This is a genomic window from Pseudomonas sp. GW821-FHT01C01 (assembly GCF_059422645.1).
On the sequence record NZ_JBWKXF010000058.1, the window covers coordinates 1 to 17,484 of the forward strand.

At 61.6% G+C, this 17,484-nt stretch carries 13 protein-coding genes and 1 pseudogene; all 14 read left to right on the forward strand.

Features of this window, described 5'->3' with window-relative positions; all coding sequences use genetic code 11:
* Nucleotides 1-527: 527 nt before the first annotated feature.
* The 14 genes and pseudogenes from AC07XF_RS24935 to AC07XF_RS25000 all read left to right on the forward strand — a co-directional run bounded on the left by AC07XF_RS24935 (nt 528) and on the right by AC07XF_RS25000 (nt 17,483).
* Nucleotides 528-2,498, forward strand: a complete 1,971-nt coding sequence (locus tag AC07XF_RS24935; RefSeq protein WP_495028612.1) for an acyltransferase family protein — start codon at nt 528-530, stop codon at nt 2,496-2,498.
* 433 nt (nt 2,499-2,931) lie between these two features.
* The gene (locus AC07XF_RS24940; RefSeq protein ID WP_495028613.1) at nt 2,932-4,284 is read left to right on the forward strand and encodes a UDP-glucose dehydrogenase family protein; all 1,353 of its coding nucleotides are present in this window, start codon (nt 2,932-2,934) and stop codon (nt 4,282-4,284) included.
* Nucleotides 4,281-4,496 (forward strand): annotated as a pseudogene (locus AC07XF_RS24945) (NAD-dependent epimerase/dehydratase family protein); the annotation flags it as partial. The gene AC07XF_RS24940 and the pseudogene AC07XF_RS24945, both read left to right, overlap by 4 nt.
* Before the next feature lie 145 nt (nt 4,497-4,641).
* Entirely contained in the window at nt 4,642-5,388 is a 747-nt protein-coding gene (locus AC07XF_RS24950; protein ID WP_495028614.1) for a sugar transferase, read from the forward strand.
* Nucleotides 5,389-6,036, forward strand: a complete 648-nt coding sequence (locus tag AC07XF_RS24955; protein ID WP_495028615.1) for a CpsD/CapB family tyrosine-protein kinase — start codon at nt 5,389-5,391, stop codon at nt 6,034-6,036.
* A gap of 22 nt (nt 6,037-6,058) precedes the next feature.
* Nucleotides 6,059-7,096, forward strand: a complete 1,038-nt coding sequence (locus AC07XF_RS24960) for a polysaccharide biosynthesis/export family protein (protein ID WP_495028616.1) — start codon at nt 6,059-6,061, stop codon at nt 7,094-7,096.
* A gap of 14 nt (nt 7,097-7,110) precedes the next feature.
* Nucleotides 7,111-8,703, forward strand: a complete 1,593-nt coding sequence (locus AC07XF_RS24965; protein WP_495028617.1) for a GumC family protein — start codon at nt 7,111-7,113, stop codon at nt 8,701-8,703.
* Nucleotides 8,700-9,794 (forward strand): glycosyltransferase family 4 protein, encoded by a 1,095-nt coding sequence (locus AC07XF_RS24970; protein ID WP_495028618.1) that lies wholly within the window; start codon nt 8,700-8,702, stop codon nt 9,792-9,794. Before AC07XF_RS24965 ends, AC07XF_RS24970 begins: the two co-directional genes overlap by 4 nt.
* Nucleotides 9,791-11,158 carry an O-antigen ligase family protein gene (locus AC07XF_RS24975; RefSeq protein ID WP_495028619.1) on the forward strand — a complete coding sequence of 456 codons (1,368 nt, stop codon included), beginning with the start codon at nt 9,791-9,793 and terminating at the stop codon, nt 11,156-11,158. The genes AC07XF_RS24970 and AC07XF_RS24975 overlap by 4 nt, the downstream gene beginning before the upstream one ends.
* Nucleotides 11,155-12,123 (forward strand): glycosyltransferase, encoded by a 969-nt coding sequence (locus tag AC07XF_RS24980; protein ID WP_495028620.1) that lies wholly within the window; start codon nt 11,155-11,157, stop codon nt 12,121-12,123. The genes AC07XF_RS24975 and AC07XF_RS24980 overlap by 4 nt, the downstream gene beginning before the upstream one ends.
* Nucleotides 12,116-13,252: a glycosyltransferase gene (locus AC07XF_RS24985; RefSeq protein ID WP_495028621.1), complete on the forward strand. Its 1,137-nt coding sequence runs from the start codon at nt 12,116-12,118 to the stop codon at nt 13,250-13,252. Before AC07XF_RS24980 ends, AC07XF_RS24985 begins: the two co-directional genes overlap by 8 nt.
* A 12-nt stretch (nt 13,253-13,264) precedes the next feature.
* Entirely contained in the window at nt 13,265-14,266 is a 1,002-nt protein-coding gene (locus tag AC07XF_RS24990) for a polysaccharide deacetylase family protein (protein WP_495028622.1), read from the forward strand.
* Nucleotides 14,263-15,567, forward strand: a complete 1,305-nt coding sequence (locus tag AC07XF_RS24995; protein WP_495028623.1) for a lipopolysaccharide biosynthesis protein — start codon at nt 14,263-14,265, stop codon at nt 15,565-15,567. The genes AC07XF_RS24990 and AC07XF_RS24995 overlap by 4 nt, the downstream gene beginning before the upstream one ends.
* The gene (locus AC07XF_RS25000) at nt 15,564-17,483 is read left to right on the forward strand and encodes a hypothetical protein (protein WP_495028624.1); all 1,920 of its coding nucleotides are present in this window, start codon (nt 15,564-15,566) and stop codon (nt 17,481-17,483) included. The genes AC07XF_RS24995 and AC07XF_RS25000 overlap by 4 nt, the downstream gene beginning before the upstream one ends.
* Nucleotide 17,484 lies beyond the last annotated feature (1 nt).

The following is a 17,484-nucleotide window of genomic DNA, read 5'->3' on the forward strand; positions in this document are numbered from 1 at the left end:
CCCCCGGGAAACTGTAGGAGCCGGCTTGCCGGCGATGGACGCAAGTGCGCCGCGTTTATCCAGTTCATACGTGTTGTCGTTAACGACCATCGCTGGCAAGCCAGCTCCTACAAGGCCCCCCCGGGAAACTGTAGGAGCCGGCTTGCCGGCGATGGATGCAAGTGCGCCGCGTTTATCCCGTTCATACGCGTTCTCGTTAACGACCATCGCTGGCAAGCCAGCTCCTACAAGGACCCCCCGGGAAACTGTAGGAGCCGGCTTGCCGGCGATGGACGCAAGTGCGCCGCGTTTATCCAGTTCATACGTGTTGTAGTTAACGACCATCGCTGGCAAGCCAGCTCCTACAAGGGACCATGCCCACGCTGAAAATGAAGTGACCTCCAAACCAGTGAAAGCCACAAAAAAACCACGCTCGTACGCCACGGGTGCCTTGGGTTTTTGCGTCCGCCCAATTTCCAGCTACAAATGATGAGTGGGTTGAGTGTCCAAAAACCTGACAGCGCTTGTCACGGGTCGGACGTCGAGGGATGGATTCGGTTTCAGGGATGGTCAGGCGCATGGCTCAAGGCAAGTACCGCTCCGACATCGACGGGCTGCGCGCTGTTGCGGTGATCGCAGTGCTGCTGCACCACCTCAAGGCCGGCCTGTTGCCCGGTGGTTTCGTTGGCGTCGACATCTTCTTTGTCATCTCGGGATTCCTGATCACCTCCCAGGTCTTTTCCGAGGTCAAGCGCAACGCGTTCTCGCTGAAAGGCTTTTATCAGCGCCGCATCAACCGCATCGTGCCGGCGCTGGCGACGGTGCTGCTGGCGACGGTGATCGCCGGGGCCTTCATCCTGTCCCCGGTCGACCTGATCCGCCTCAACGTCAGCGCCCTGTTCTCGCTGCTGGGCGTCTCGAATATCTATATCTGGGTCAAGTACGGTAACTACTTCGCCGCCGATGCCAGCGAAGCGCCGTTGCTGCACACCTGGTCGCTGGGTATCGAAGAGCAGTTCTACGTCATCTGGCCGCTGTTCGTCGTGCTGCTATATCGCCTGGCGCCACGTTACGTGTTGCCCGTACTGGCCATTGGCGTTGTGCTGGCGGTGGGAGTTTCCGAGTATGCGACCGGTATTTTTGCCACGGCCGCCTACTACCTGCTGCCCACGCGTTTTTTCGAACTGATGCTGGGCGGGCTGCTGGGGATCTACCTGCACCAACCGCGCGTGATCGGCAAACTCACGACCCTTGGTTATGCGCTGGCGGGCTACCTGCTGATCGGTTTCTCGCTGTTTGCCTTGAACCCCGACTCCACCTTTCCCGGGATCAACGCCCTGATCCCCTGCCTGGGCGCCGCTTTGCTGATCCTGGCCGGCAGCGGTGACCGTCATTCGCGCTTGCTCACCAGCCGGCCCATGGTGTTTATCGGACTGATCTCCTACTCGCTGTATTTGTGGCACTGGCCGTTGATTGCCTTCCTGAACTACGTGGAAATCCCCATCGACCTGCCCGTGGGGGCGATGCTGATCGCCACCTCAATCCTGCTTTCGTGGCTGTCCTGGCGTTATGTCGAAGTGCCGTTTCGACGTAACGGGGCAAGCCTGCACTTTGCCCGGGTCTTCACTCTCCGGTTTGCCCTTCCGGCGTTGGGGCTGGCCGTACTGGCGGGGCTGAGCCTGCAGTTCAACGGTTTTCCACAACGCTTCAACCCCGGGGTTTCAGCGCTTGAAGCGATGACCCTGAACAAGCCCGCCGAGGTCCGCAGCGGGTGCCACGTGCCCAATGCGCTGTACAAGACCGAACCCAATGATCACTGCCGGTTGGGCGCCTCCAAGGATGAACTGGACGGCATCATGATTGGCGACTCGTTTGCCAATCACTTCACCGGCATGGTCGACATTCTGGCCAGGCCCAACAACATCATGCTCATGGACTACACCATGGACTCCTGCCCGCCGATCCTCGGCTTCACCGCCGAAATGCCCGCGGTGTATGCAGCCCATTGTGCGAAACGCAACGAGCGAGTGTTCAGCCTGATCGAGCAGAACAAATATCGCTACGTGGTGCTGGCGGCGATCTGGCCCAAGGATGCACAGGCCAGGGATCTGGTCGAAGCGAGCATCCAGCGGGTGGTGGAGAACAGCGGCCAGGTGATCGTCATCCTGAGCAACCAGCACATTGAAAAGGCGGCGAGTTGCCCGATTCGCCGGTTGATGTTCGGCACCGAACGCAATTGCTCGGTCGCCCAGAGTGCACTGGCGCCCTATTGGGCGGACGTGCGGGCCAGGTTCCCGCAGATCCGCTTTATCGACCCCAATCAAGTGATATGCCCGGCCGGCGTGTGCAGTCCGGTCATTCAGGGTCAATTGCTGTACCTGGACGATTCGCACTTGAACGAAGTGGGGTCGCGGTTTATCGGCCGCACCTTGCTCGACCGTGGATTCTCCCTGCTGCACGACCCCAAGACCAACCCGCAAACCGCCGACACCTGGTTTGATACCACCGAGGCGAACTGACGCCCGTTGCCGCTCACAGGCGGCTGGCTGACGAAGACAGCATCATTGAATTGGCCATGACTCGACAGGCACTTGATCAATAGATAGTTGGACATTTTTTAACACAGACATTGCGCCATCTGTGCGTAAGAACTGTCGGACTTTGGGGAAAATCGTCATTAATTCGGAGACTCAAACCTGACACCCTCAAGCAGCTACAAACCTTGTATTTCAAGGCTTACGACCGTTTGTCGCTTTCTTGAGTTTTTCGTCAAACAGCCAAAATCGGGGGGAAAACCCAACAGTGGTGGGACTTTGATGGCAATCACCCCCATATTTGGGGGTGTCTTGCCCCTTTTACATGCCGGTTTGCCGATACGGTTTGCCGAGGCTGGTCTATACCCCTTTTGACAGTCTTGTTTTGCAACTCTCCACCGTTTTACGAGGCGCTAATATGGACGTGAGCGTATTTGGTACAGGCTATGTTGGCCTGATACAAGCAGCGGCACTGGCCGATGTCGGACATCGCGTCCTGTGTGTCGACATCGATCCGAACAAGATCCGGCAACTGCAACAGGCCGTGCCACCGATCAGTGAGCCAGGGCTGTCCGGCACCCTTGAAGAAAACATCAAGGCCGGTCGCATGCTCTTCACCACCCAGGCCAGCGATGCGGTGGAGCACGCCGAGCTGATTTTCATCGCCGTCGGTACGCCCGCCGACGAAGACGGTTCAGCCGACCTCAGCCATGTGTTGAACGTGGCCCGGCAGATCGCCAGTTTCATGGAGGCCGACCGTACCCTGATCATCAAGTCCACGGTGCCGGTCGGCACGGCGGATCAGGTCAGCGCGACTGCCGTTGAAGAGTTGCAGCGCCGCGGCAAAGGCGCGCTGAAGGTACGGGTGGTGTCCAACCCGGAGTTTCTCAAGGAAGGCAGTGCCCTGGCCGATTGCATGCGCCCGGACCGGATCATCGTCGGCACCGGTGATGATCAAGCGCGTGATCAGATGAGCGCGCTCTACGCACCGTTCTGCCGCAACCACGACAAATTGATGTTCATGGACAACCGCAGCGCCGAGCTGACCAAGTACGCGGCGAACGCGATGCTGGCCACGCGCATCAGTTTCATGAACGAACTGGCCAACCTCACCGAGTTGCTGGGGGCCGATATCGAAGCCGTGCGCAAAGGCATCGGTTCGGACCCGCGCATCGGTTACCACTTCATCTACCCCGGCTGCGGCTTCGGCGGTTCGTGCTTCCCCAAGGACCTGCGCGCCCTGTTGCACACCGCCGAAAACGCCGGAATGCCCTTGAAGTTGCTGCGTAGCGTGACCGACGTCAACGACCACCAGCGGCATATTCTGTTCAGCAAACTCAAGGCGCAATTTCCCGGTGGACTGGCCGGCAAATCCATCGCTGTGTGGGGCCTGGCGTTCAAACCCAACACCGATGACATGCGCGAAGCACCCAGCCGCTACCTGATGGAAGCACTCTGGGCCGAAGGCGCGAGCGTGCAGGCCTACGACCCGGAGGCCATGTCCGAATGCCGGCGCCTTTACGGTTACCGCGACGACCTGCATCTGTGCGCCACCCGCGATGACACACTCGAAGACGCTGACGCCCTGGTGATCTGCACCGAGTGGAAGAACTTCCGCGTGGTCGACTTCGACAGGCTGGCGAGCAAACTGCGTCACCGGGTGATCGTGGACGGGCGCAACCTGTACAGCCCGGAACAGGTGGCGGCCGCCGGCCTGCATTACAGCGGCATCGGCCTGCGCCACATCGTGCCCGAGGCCGTACGGCCATGAAGACTCTCGTCACCGGAGCGACCGGTTTTATTGATGCCCATTGCGTGCTGCGACGGTTGCACGATGGACACCAGGTGTTCGGCCTGGACAACTTCAACAGCTACTACGACCCGCAACTCAAGCACGATTGCATGCGTTGGGTGCAGGAGCAGGCACGCCCTTTCCCGCTATCAGCGGTTGACCTGACCGATACGCCGGCCGTAGAGGCGCTGCTTGCCAGCGACTTGGCCCCCGCTACCGATTTCCAGCCGCCTATCGAGCTGGATGAGGAACTGAGGAGCTTCGTTGCCTGGTTCCTCACTAACGACTGACTGCCTGTCGCCCATGCCGCACACGGCTTAACTCTGCGGAGAATTTATGTCTGAACACGAAAAAAGTGTGCCCTTTGACAAACTGCGCAGGGACAAGCGCCTGGACCCCGAGCAGCGCAGGCGCATGGATGCCGCCATCCACATGCAGGGCCGTGGCTGGATGACCGGTCGCGAAGGTGGCCGGCCGTGGACCCTGTCGCGCACCAACCGCGTCCTGGCCTGCTTCGGCGCGCTGCTGATCCTGGTGCTGATTTCCCCGCTGCTGCTGGGGCTGGCGCTGGCCATCAAATTCTCCAGTCCGGGGCCGGTAATGTTCGTGCAGAAACGTACCGGCTACCGCGGCCGCATGTTCGGCATGTACAAATTTCGCACCATGGTCGCCAACGCCGAGGAGCTCAAGGAGTCTCTGCGGCACCTGAACAAGCACGGTGCCGACGCCATCGATTTCAAGATCGACAAGGACCCGCGCATCACTGGTATCGGCGGCTTCCTGCGGCGCACCAGTCTCGACGAGCTGCCGAACCTGTTCAATGTGGTGACCGGCGACATGCGTCTGGTAGGTCCCAGGCCGACTTCGTTCAACGCCTACCGCTACCAGGACAAGCACCTCGCGCGCCTGAGCATCTACCCCGGCATGACCGGCCTGTGGCAAATCTCCGGGCGCAGCAATATCGACTTCGACCAGCGCGTTGAGTTGGACCTCACCTACATCACCGAGCAGAGCCTGCTGCTTGATTTGAAGATTCTATTGAAAACCCCTCTCAAAGTGTTCAGCGGTCACGGAGCGAGTTAAATGGATGGTTCAACGGCTAAAAGCCTCAGTATTGCCAGCCCGAGCGAGTCCAACCTGACATCGACAGTGCTTGACCAGAACCTGCGGATCCTTTTCCTGACAGCCGCCAACCCCGGCGCAGGCACCACCACCAGCGCCCTGGCGCTGGCCAGTCAACTGGCGAAGATGAGCAGCGGCCTGGTGCTGCTGGTGGATGCCAGCCAGTCGGCGACCAACCTCACGCAACAGTTGGGGCTGAGCAAGGAACGGGGGTTTCGCGACTTGTTGTTCAACACCCAGAGCCCGCCCTTGTTGCAGGACTGCGTGGTGGAAGTCTCCAGCCTGCCCTTTCACGTTCTGCCATTCGGCCGCTATTCCCGTGGCAACGAACACCTGACACCGGAGCGCCTGAGCCCGCTGCTCGATCAACTCGGCATCCGCTACCGGTTCGTGGTGATCGACGGCGACGCGGTGTATTCGGCCTCCGACACCCTGGTCATCAGCACCCAGGTGGACGGCGTGGTCCTGGTCGTGCGCTCGGAGGATACCCGCTGGGAAGTGGCCCAGGCCGCGGCCCAGCGCCTGAGCCAGGCCGGGGCAAAACTGGTCGGCAGCGTATTCAACCGACGCAAGTACTACATGCCCGAATGGCTGTACAAAAACCTGTGAGCAATCAGACAAGGGTGACGCCATGAACGCCAAGATACTTGTCCTGCTGTTGCTGCCCCTTGCAGGTTGCTCCAGCACTTCCTCCGACGAATCACAAAGCATGCCGGTGCAAATCCTTACGGCCCCACCGGCCAACGCCCAGGCCACTGACGTGCCCAAGGTCGAGAAGACCCTGCGCCCACAGGATGTGCTGGACGTGATCTTCCACATCAGCACCAGTGGCTCGGCCGCCTATCGCGTGCAGTCCGGAGACATGATCGCGCTGAACTTCACCGCCGCCAGCCAGTTCAACGGCAACCAGTTGGTGCTACCCGATGGCACCATCGAACTGCCGGGGGCCAACACCACAGTGAAAATCGAGGGCCTGACCCGCGACGAGGCACGGGATGCGATTCAGCGCGCCTACGACCGCAAACAGCTGTTCCAGCCCAACCGCAATAAGCTGTCAGTGATTCTGGTGACCCCGCTGACCAATGAACAGAACCTCAAGTCCGTGCTCAACCACCCCGTCACCGGCATGAGCCGGGAAATCATCGTGGGCACCGACGGCTACGCCAGTTTCCCGGAAATCGGTGCCGTGCCGCTGCAAGGCATGACCGTCAACCAACTGGAGGCCTACCTGAATAAACGCTACGCCACCTTGCCGGGTCGCATGACCGTGGACGTGCTGCTCAAGTCCACCGCCGGCAACGAAATCTATGTACTGGGTGAAGTCGGCCAGCCGGGCTCCTATCCGATCCGCCGCCCGGTGTCGGTGCTCGAAGCCCTGACCATGGCCCGCGGTTCCAACGCCAAGGCACGCCTGGACTCGGTGATGATCATGCGGCGCAACGGCAACCAGGTGGTCGCACACCGTTACGACGTAGAAAAAGCCTTGTCCGGCGATGCCTCCCAGATCGCCTACCTGCAAGCGGACGACATGCTGTACGTGCCCAAGACCAGACTGGCCAGCGCCGGTGAGCTCGCGCGACAACTGGCGGACGTCGTGTTGTTCCAGGGTGTGGGCTTCAGCTTCAGCTACCGCGTCGACAACAAAAACGACAGCAGCGGCAACAACTGACTCTCAGGTGACCCATGAATCCAAAGGAAAACTACCTGCATGAGTTCTTCAGGATCTTCTTCGCCAACAAGCAGTTGGTGAAGCGAGTCTTCCTGGTCTTTGCGGTGTTCGCTGTGGTCTTGCCGCTGTTGCTCAAGCAGAGCTTCGATATCACCGCCCAGGTGATTGTGCAGTCCAAGAAAATCTCCCAGGGGGATGCCACCAGCACCCTCAATCAGGAAAACGCTTCCTTCATTCCGCCGTCGCTGGCGGACATGGAGACCGAGAGCAATATCCTGCGTTCGCCGGCGTTGATCCGCCAGACCATCGGCCAGTTGCGCGAAAAGGGTGAGTACACGCTGCCCGTGAGCGCCTTCAACAAACTGCTGGTGCAGCCGTTCAAACAGTTTGTGAGCAACCCCGTTCGCGAGCACGTGATCAACCCGGTTCGCAGTCTGCTCGGGCTGCAGACCGATCCGGTACGCGACACCCTGCTCGATGCCCTCACGCAGCAAGCGTCCAGTGCCCTCAAGGTTGAAACCTTGCCGGGCTCCAACGTGATCTCGATCGTCTACAGCTTCCCTGACCCGGCCCAAGGCACCCGTTTCGTCACCGCCCTGCTGCAAAATTACCTGGTCAGCCGCCAGGAAATGCAATCGATCGACCTGCCGCAGAGCTTCTACGAAACCAAGAAGTTGCAGTACCAGGTGCGTCTCGATGGCCTGGAAGCCAATCGCCTGGCCTTGCTCGAAAGCATCGGTTCGTCCGACCCCAAGGAAGAAATCACGTTCCGCCTCAACGCGATCAACACCGAGGAGCAGGCGCTCAACCTGTATCAGGACCGACTGCTGCAAAGCCAGCGCTGGCTCGATTACCTGAAAACCAGCCTGGCGACCGCCAACAACGCCAAATTCAACGACTACACCTTCCCCTACACCTTCACCACCACGGTCGACAACGTCGCTTTCGAAGACCGCGAGATCAAGCAACTGGGTGAGCAACTGACGACCATGGTCGGCCGTTACATGGACGACCTGGCGGTCTTTCAGCCCGGCAGTGAGCCGATGCAAATGGCCCGCGAGCAAATCATCCGGGCCCGTGGGCAATTCCTGAAGATTGTCAGCAACCGGATTCAGGAGCGCACCAGCGACCTGGCGACGATCAGCTCGGTCATCGACCAGAAAACCGCGCGCATTGCCGAGTTCAAGAATCGCATCCATCAATTGCAGGAAACCCGGAGCAAGCTGCGGCAGATGGACACCGAGATCAACGCGCTGCACGCGGCGTTCTCCACCTATGCCCAGCGCTTCGCCGAAAGCAGCACCGCGCGCGCGCTGGACAACGACCTGTCCAACGCACGGGTGCTCAGCCCGCCGTTCGAACCGACCGAAGCGGCGTTCCCCAAACCGATGCTGATCATTCCGTTCGGGTTGTTCACCGGTCTGCTGCTGGCGATTGCCCTGGTCTACGTGCGTGAGTTCTTCGACCACCGCTTCAAGCACCCTGCGCAAATCACCCATGAACTGGGCTTGCCGGTGCTGCTGGTGATCAACGATCAAAGCACCCTGCCGAACAACCCGCACAAGAACTGGAGCGTGCCGGCCCTCATTCATTGGGTGCGCAATTGAACGCGCCACTCGGCACCACCCACGACCTGCCGATCATTCATTTGCTCAGCAGTGGCGGCTTCTATGGGGCCGAACGGATGCTGCTGGATCATTGCCTGGCGACGCCGGGGCAGCACCAGGTGTTGTTTCTCGATGCGCCACCAGAACTGATCGCACGTTTTCGCGAGGCCGGCGTGGATTGCCTCGGCTGTGCGGGATTGGGCGCGCTGCTCGGGCACTTGCGCCAGCGACGGGACCAGCGGCCACTGATCAATACGCACAACTTCAAGGGCCTGTTGTTCGGCTGGGTCGGCGCTACGCTGTTGCGCCTGCCGCTGGTGATCACCCAGCACGGCTTCACCCCGCGCAGTCGCAAGCAGAAGTTCTACACCTGGCTGAGCCTGCAACTGTGCCGCACGGCCTCGGTGGACCGGGTGGTATGTGTCGCCGAAAGCATTGCCGCGCTGCACCGCCAGGCCAATGTGCGCATGGACAAACTGCAGGTGATTCCCAACGGCCTGCCGGAGGCCAACGAATTGCTGCCGCGCAGTGGCGCACGTCAACGCTGGCTGGCCGGTTACGTCGGGCGCCTGAGCAGCGAAAAAGGCCCTGACCTGTTTCTCGATGCCCTGATCCCGTTGTGTCAGCAGTATCCGCAACTGGATGCGGTGATGCTCGGCGACGGGCCGGAGCGGGAAAGCCTGCTGGCGCGAATCGACGAAGCGGGTTTGCAGACGCGCATCACGCTGCCGGGCTACCAGACCGACATGCGTGCGTGGTGGCGGCAACTCGATGCGCTGGTGATCAGCTCGCGCACCGAAGGCACGCCCATGATTCTGCTCGAAGCGATGCAGGCCGGGGTGCCGGTGGTGGCCTTCGGCGTCGGCGGGATTCCCGATGTCTTGCAGGACCGCCACAACGGCCTGCTGGCCGCGCCCGCCGACAGCTCCGCCCTCGCCTGCCAGATCGGCGCGTTGCTGCGTGACCCGGCCATGGCCGGCGAGTTGATCGACAACGCAAAACGTACGCAACGGGATCGCTACGACCTCAAGGCCCTGGCCGAACGCTGGTCGCAGCTTTACCTGCGGACTGCACGGGAGGCACGCACGTGATTGTTCCGCTCTCGATCGTCAGTTTGCTCGGCCTGGTCTGCCTCGGTTTGCTGGCCAGCCCTTATCCGTATCTGGCGCCGGGAGCGGTGCTGGGCCTGGTGGGTGTCGCGGTGCTATACCGCAAACCTGCCTGGGGCCTGCTGGGTATTGTCGCCATGCTGCCTTTCGAGGGGCTGTTCACGGGCAACGCGTTATCCGGCTCCAAGTTCCTCGGGGCCTCGCTGGCGCTGATCCTGATGCTGCAACTGGCGATTCACCAACTGCCGTCCGCTCGCCTGCGCAGCAATATCTGGCGTTTCCTGGTCGGGTTCATGTTGCTGTACCTGCTGAGCCTGTTGAATACCGACGATATGGACATGTCCCTGGGCCACCTGCGCGAATTGAGCATCGGCCTGATTCTGTTTGTCATCACCCTGCTGGTCGGGCGTGAGTTGAACCTCGACCTGTTCGCCAAACTGGTTGCCGTCAGTGTCGCGGTGACCTGCGCCATGGCCATGTTCTCCGCCAAGTACCAGGACGTGGGCCGTGCCTCCGGCTTGCAAAACGACCCGAACAACTTTGCCCTGATGATCGCCTTCGCCGTGCCCATGGCGTTGTTGCTGGTGGTCCGCAGCCCGAACCTGCTGCACCGGTGGTTCTGGGGTCTCTGCTTCCTCCTGTTGCTGCGCGGCATGACCAGGACCGAATCCCGGTCGGGGCTGGTGGTGCTGTTCCTCAGCCTGTTGATCGGCGCCTGGCATTACCGTGCGCAATTGCCACGCATTCGTCCGCGCCACCTGGGTTTTGCCATGCTCGGCCTGGCGATTGTGATTCCGCTGGGGCTCTATGCGATGCCGGCCGGTTACGTGGCGCGTATCCAGTCGCTGAGCATCCTCAGCTCCGGGGCCAAGAGTCAGGATCCGTCCCTGGGTCGTCGCGCCTCCTACATTGTGGTCGGCAGCGCCATGATCGCCGAGAACCCGTTGCTTGGCACCGGCCCCGGCACGTTTCCGCTGCACTACGCCACCACCGGTTATGCCAAGACCTTTTCCGTCTCCGGCAAGACCGAGGACCTGTACCGTCGCGCCCACAACACCTACCTGGAGATCTTCAGTGAACTGGGGATTCCCGCCGGCCTGATGTTCGTCGGCATGCTGGCCCTGGGTCTGTACAACCTGATTCGCGCCCGCCGCGCCTGGCTGTTGCGACAAGACGGGCATCAGGCCGATTTGATGACCCACCTCGGCATGAGTTTTCTGTCGTTGACGTTGTTCCTGATGTTCCTCAGCGCGCCGAACCATAAGTACCTGTGGATCATGCTCGCGTTGACCAGCGTGCTGCGCACTAAAGCCGAAGAAGCCCCGACGACGGAGGTCAGGGCATGAACCGCATCAGCATCGTCATCCCGATGTACAACGAGGCCCGGCACATCGCCCGAACCCTGCTCGCGGCACGACATGCCGCCGAGGCGGCCAACGTCGAATGCGAGTTGATCGTGGTCGACAACGGCTCGGATGACCAGGGCCCGGACATTGCCCGGCAGTTCGGCGCCCGGGTTCTGGCCCTGCCCGGCCTGCTCATCGGTGCATTGCGCAATCGCGGAGCGGCGATCGCCAGCGGTGAATGGCTGGCCTTTATCGATGCCGACATCGAGATGCCCGAGAACTGGCTCAAGCTGCTGTTCAACCTCGAGTCCGGCGGCCAGGCCGATGTCATTGGCCTGGACCTGCACACCCCGGCCGAAGCGCCGTGGTACGCCGACGCCTGGCAGCGCCGCACCTTGCGCCCCGATACGCAGCCGCAGCATGTCGCGCAATGGCTGCCCAGTTCCAACCTGCTGATGCGCCGTCGCTGGTTCGACAAGGTCGGTGGCTTCAACGAACAACTGCGCACCGGCGAAGACAAGGAACTGACCATGCGCCTGTCCGATGCTGGCGCCAGGCTGCTCTCGGTCAACCAAAGCGTGGCGTTGCACTGGGGCTACGAAGGCAGTTGGCGGGAGTGGATAGGCAAGGAAATGTGGCGCCAGGGCAGTCATCTGCAACTGCTGCGTACCCATGGACCCAGCCTGCGGCTGCTGCGTTTTCCGCTACTGTCGATTGCTGTCTGGGTGATCGATTTCATGGCCATTTCCGCCCTGTTCGACGGTTACCCCCATCATTCGGCGCTGATGCTGCTGCTGACCGTCCTGCCCGCACTGGCGCTGAGCGTGCGCCAGAGTGCCAGGCACCGCGACATGCTCCTGACCCTGCAACTCTGGGGCCTGCACTGGGTACGCCTGCACCTGGCGGGTGCCGCGTTTATCCTCAGCCTTTGTCATTGGAATGCCAGGAGGCCCGCCCGTGGCTGAATTCATTTTCTGGTTGTGCCTGTTGCTACCGGTTTACGCCTACCTCGGCTATCCCCTGTTGCTGACGTTGCTGGCACCGTTCTACCCGGCACCACGCCATGGACCGGCTCAACCGATGAACGTGAGCATCGTGATTGCCGCACACAACGAGGCGCGGCATATCGAAGAAAAACTGCGCACCATACTCACCCAGGATTATCAGGCCCGCTCACTGCAAATCATCCTCGCCAGCGACGGCTCGACCGACGACACCGTGGCCTGTGCACGCAAGGTCAATGACCCGCGCATCAGCGTGCTCGACCTGCCCCGCCAGGGTAAGGCGGCGACGCTCAATGCCGGGGTCGCGATCAGCAGCGGCGAGATTCTGGTGTTTACCGACGCCGACAACCAATGGTCCACCGATACCCTCGGCCAGTTGCTCGCGCCGCTCAACGACCCGCAGGTCGGTGGCTGCGCCGGGCATATGGTGATCCCGGTGACCGGCAAGGGCTTGAGCATTGGCGACAGCTTGTATCGGCACTATGAAGGCTGGCTGCGCTACGTGGAAAATCGCACCGGCTGCATGGTCTCCGCCGACGGCGCATTGCTCGCCCTGCGCCGCGAGTTGTTCCAGAACGTGCCGGCGGAGGTCAACGACGATTTCTTTATCAGCACCTGCGCGCCGGTGGCGTTCAAACGGATTGTCTATGTGCCCCAGGCCCGGGTGATCGACCAGGGCGTGGACGAAGCCGACAAGCAATTCCGTCGCCGTCAGCGCGTCACGGTGGGTGGCCTGCAAAGCCTGGCCCAGCGCCGGGAGCTGCTGAATCCCCTGACCCACGGCCTGTATGCGATTGCCTTGATCAGCCACAAGCTGATCCGGCGTCTGGCGCCGATCCTGTTGCTGCCGTTGCTGCTGAGCAATTTCTGGCTGTGGGATGACCACGGCCTTTATCGCCTGAGCCTGATCGCACAATTGCTCGGTTACACGGTGGCCATTGCCGGCCTGCTGGATTCGCAACACCGCTTGCCCAAACCCTTTCGCCTGGCCGCATTCCTTCTGGTGACCCTTGCCGGGATGAGCACCGGCCTGTGGCAATTCCTGCGCGGTCGGCGTTACGCCCAATGGAACCCCGAGCAAAATCGATGAGAGGCGCGTGCCGTGGCAATCAAACAACTGTTAAAACGCACCAGTGGCTGGCTGTACCTCAACTCCCCGGTCGGGCGCAATCAACTGCACGGCGCCGGGGTGATCCTGATGCTGCACCGGGTGCTGGCCAGCGACCAGGCTGCCGAACTGCCCCATCGCAATGAACTGTGCGTCGGGCCAAAGGCGTTTGAACATCTGCTGGTGTGGTTGAAAAAACACTTCGACTGCGTGCCGCTGATGGACATTCTGCAACCTGACGCGCGGCGTTCGGAGCGGCCGAAAGTGGCGCTGACCTTCGACGACGGCTGGCGTGACAACGCAGTGAACGCGTTCCCGCTGCTGCAAAAACGCCAGGTGCCGGCGAGCATCTTTCTGTCTACCGATTTCATTGGCAGTCGCCAGCGGTTCTGGTGGGAAAGCATCGGCGAAACCCTGTGGAACAGCCATGGCGAACAGGCACGCCGGCACTTGATCGCAAGCCTGCAGCAACTTGGGCGTCCGTTGCCGGCACTGTGCGAAAACCCGGATGAACAACGCCGCAGCCTGGCGTTGCTGAACTTTTTGCAGAGCCTGAAAACCCTGTCGCACCTGGACCTCAATCGCCTGACCGACGCCTGCCCCCAAGAGTCGTTACCCCAGGCGCTGGACTGGCAGCAAGTGCGCAATCTGGAAGCGTCCGGTCTGGTACGCTTCGGCCCTCACGGTGCCAGCCACGCCATCCTTACCGGCCTCGACGATCAACGCCTGGATGAAGAACTGAGCCGCAGTCGCGACGCGCTGCGCCACGGCTGCGACCAGCCGTTGCCGGTTTACTGCTACCCCAATGGCGACAACGATGCGCGGGTGCGTCAACAGGTGGCCAGGCATGACTTCCCGTTTGCCCTGGGTACTGGCACCGGCATTTATCGAGGGGCCGAAGATCCACTGGCCCTGCCACGCTTCGGCGTCAGCCAGCGCACCGCGCGCAATCCCGAGTTGCTGTCCTGGCGCATCTGCCGTGGGGCACGCCCATGAGCCGCAGCAACTACCTCAGGCACCTGGCCCTGAGCATGGGCACCAAATTGGCGATGATCGCCCTGCGCTTGCTGCGTAACGTGTTACTGGCGCGGATTCTCGGCCCCAGCGAACGCGGCTTGTTTGCCTTGCTCAGCGCCCTGCCCGACCTGATCAGCGCTGCCACCAGCGGCGGCTTGAATTCAGCGGTGGGCTATCAGGCGGCCAAGCAACGACCGATGGGCTTGCTGCTGAGCCAGGTGCTGCTGTTCGGTTGTCTGCTGGCGGCGTTGCTGACCTTGCTGGTGGTGGCGCTGACCCGCGAGTTCGGCAGTGAACTGGACATCACCACGCAACTGGGCCTGCTCGCCTGGCTGTTGCTGCTGGCGGTGCCGTTGACCGTGCTCAAAAGCGGTTTGCTGACCCTGCACAACGCCTCGGGCGGCGTGGTCGCCTTCAATGCCTTGCGCCTGACCGAATCGCTGACACCTCTGCTGTTGTTTCTGGCGCTGTTCTGGATGTGGAAAACCGCAGCCCTGGAAGCGGCGTTGATCAGTTGGCTGGCGGGGATCAGCCTGGTGGTTGTGGCCGGTTGGGTCTGGCTCAAGCGCGAGCATCCGCTGAGCCTGCAATGGGATCGCGCCAGTCAAAACGAACTGCTGCGCTACAGCGCCCGCAGTCATCCAGACCTGCTGTTCCAGCAAGTGATTCTGCGCTCCGACTACCTGTTCATCGGCGCCCTGCTCGGCACCACGGCGCTGGGTCACTACGCCATGGCCAGTGCGGCCGCCGAGTTGCTGCTGATCGTTCCGGAAGCAGTGACCACGCCGCTGATGAAGCGCCTGCTGCAACAGGAAGAAGGCATCGAAAAAGTCACGCCACTGGCCTTGCGCCTGACCGCTACGGTGATGCTCGGCGCTTGCCTGACCATGGCAGTCGTCGGTGAATGGTTGATCGTGACACTGTTCGGCGAGGCTTATCAGCCTGCCTATCCTGCGTTGCTGGCGCTGCTGCCCGGCCTGTTGGGTCTGTGCTACGCGAGCATTCTGCGCCTGGACCTGCTGGGCAAAAACCGGCCCGGCACGATTTCGTTGTTGATGGGCCTCAGCGCCCTGCTCAACCTGGCGCTCAATGTGGTGCTGATCCCGACCTACGGCATCGTCGGCGCAGCAGCGGCGTCCTCTATCGCCTACCTGGCCGTGACCCTGGCGCTGTTGGTGACGTATTGCCGGTTGAGCCACGTGCCAATCTGGCAAACGCTTATCGTCCTGCCCGGCGACATCGCGCCGATGCTGCTGATGCTGCAACGGAAATCGGCATGAAACACCTGTTATTACTGGTGAGTCTTGGCCTCGGGCTGAGCGCCGAAGCTGCGCCCATGCGTTGGGCCGATATCCGCGACGGCAGCCTGTACCTGCAAACGGACCGCCCCGACACCCTGACTGTGCTCTGGGCCCCGGTGTGGCAGGCTGAAGCCAACGAAGAACACCTCTACTTGCTCGATGGCCAGGGCAAACTCCAGAGCGAACGACTGATTGCCGCCAATGAGCCCAGCGGCAGTCAACACTGGGACCTGGCGCCGGGCGCCGCCAGTTATCGACTGGAAATTCCTGGCTACAGCTTCCGTCGTTATACGGTTGAGCACGACGACCACACCGTCGCACTGTTCGCCCCGGCCAAGGTGCATTTCAGCGTTGAGCCCCGGGACGGTGACGAGTTGTATTTCAAGGTCGCGGCCGGTGAACACGCGGTGCTGGCCGGTAAATTCCACGGCGGCGTCGACGCGTTGCAAGCGCAGCGCGTGAGTGACGGCCAACAGTTTTCACTGCCTCTCAAGCCTTACCCCGTTTATTGGCAGTTCGACAAAGTCGAGTTGCCCGTTGCCACCACCGATCAAGTCTGGCGCCTGCACCTGCACGGCAACGGCAAGGTCGCATTCTGGCTCGACGGCACGGCCAACCTGTTCGCCCAGAACCCGCAACAGCTCAAACCCTTGCACGAAGACGAAGGCCAGACCCGGCTGACGCTGCACAAAGACGTGCTCGGCAAGACCCCGAACCTGGGTATCGCCCTGCCGTATGCGCGACCGCCGGATTCCAGTTTCGCCGTGCTCGATGCCCTGCAACCACAGGCCGGAACCTATTACAGCCTGGTCGATATCATGGCGACGCGGCCGCATTACGAAGACGTGTTCCGCCGGTTGTATCAGGATCGCTTCGGCATCACTCAGGACATCACCCTGCTGGCCGGCCGTCAGCGCCGGGCCGACCTGCGCGCCGACACCACCAGCAACGCCGGCCTCGACGCCTGGCTCGCCGCCACACGCGCACTTGGCGGCAAGGGCACGCACTACATCGGCTTTGCCGACGAACCGAACCTCAACTACCCGGACTACGCCAGCTACCAGCGCCTCTTCAACAGCATGGCCTGGCAAGTGCGCAGCAACCCGGACAACGCCAAGGCCGGCGTGCGCATCGCCATGCCGGCCAGCTCCCGGTTCGTCAATGGCCCGTTCGTCGACAATGCCGCCGACAAGCGCGGCATCGACTGGGCCCGACGCTTGCTGGCCGAGTCCGGCGACAAGATCGATGCGCTGGCGTGGCACGAATGGATGGTCCGTGACCTGCTGGCGACCCGTGTCTACCGCGATAGCGTACGCAAAGCGGCAGAGCTGGTGGGGCTCGACGCCCAGGGACGACCGCGCAAAGCCTTGTTGCTGGACCAGACCAACATGTCCAGCGGGGCCAGCCTCAGCCCTTACGATCAGGAAACCCACTACGCCTCGTTGTGGTGGGCCTCGGTCATCATCAATGCTTCCCAGGACGGCTTGCTCGACATGCTCGGCTGGTTCCAGGCCGATGACGAACCTGAGTATCCCAAGGGCATGTTCCGCGTGCTCGGCGAGGATAAATTCGAGCTCAAGCCCGTGGGCCTGGCGCAGCAATTTATCCGCAAGCATTGGCTACACGATGTCATGCGCCTGGAGAACGACGCCTTCGAGGTTGACGTGCTGGCCATGTCTGCCGGACACCAACGCAGCCTGCTCGGCGTCAACAAAGGCACACGCTTGCAGCGTGTAAGCCTGGCCGGCGCGGAATGTCCATTGACCCAGGGAACATTGCGCTATTTCGGCGCCGACAACCGCAGTCGCGACGCATCTTTCAAATGCCTGGAAGGTCGCATCAGCTTCGATTTACCAGGAGAAACCCTGTTTGCCCTCAGCTGGAGCACCTCATGAA

Coding starts and splice junctions, on each gene's coding strand:
- AC07XF_RS24955 (WP_495028615.1), top strand. CDS start 5,389: ATGGATGGTTCAACGGCTAAAAGCCTCAGTATTGCCAGCCCGAGCGAG.
- AC07XF_RS24940 (WP_495028613.1), top strand. CDS start 2,932: ATGGACGTGAGCGTATTTGGTACAGGCTATGTTGGCCTGATACAAGCA.
- AC07XF_RS24980 (WP_495028620.1), top strand. CDS start 11,155: ATGAACCGCATCAGCATCGTCATCCCGATGTACAACGAGGCCCGGCAC.
- AC07XF_RS24995 (WP_495028623.1), top strand. CDS start 14,263: ATGAGCCGCAGCAACTACCTCAGGCACCTGGCCCTGAGCATGGGCACC.
- AC07XF_RS24960 (WP_495028616.1), top strand. CDS start 6,059: ATGAACGCCAAGATACTTGTCCTGCTGTTGCTGCCCCTTGCAGGTTGC.
- AC07XF_RS25000 (WP_495028624.1), top strand. CDS start 15,564: ATGAAACACCTGTTATTACTGGTGAGTCTTGGCCTCGGGCTGAGCGCC.
- AC07XF_RS24950 (WP_495028614.1), top strand. CDS start 4,642: ATGTCTGAACACGAAAAAAGTGTGCCCTTTGACAAACTGCGCAGGGAC.
- AC07XF_RS24965 (WP_495028617.1), top strand. CDS start 7,111: ATGAATCCAAAGGAAAACTACCTGCATGAGTTCTTCAGGATCTTCTTC.
- AC07XF_RS24935 (WP_495028612.1), top strand. CDS start 528: ATGGATTCGGTTTCAGGGATGGTCAGGCGCATGGCTCAAGGCAAGTAC.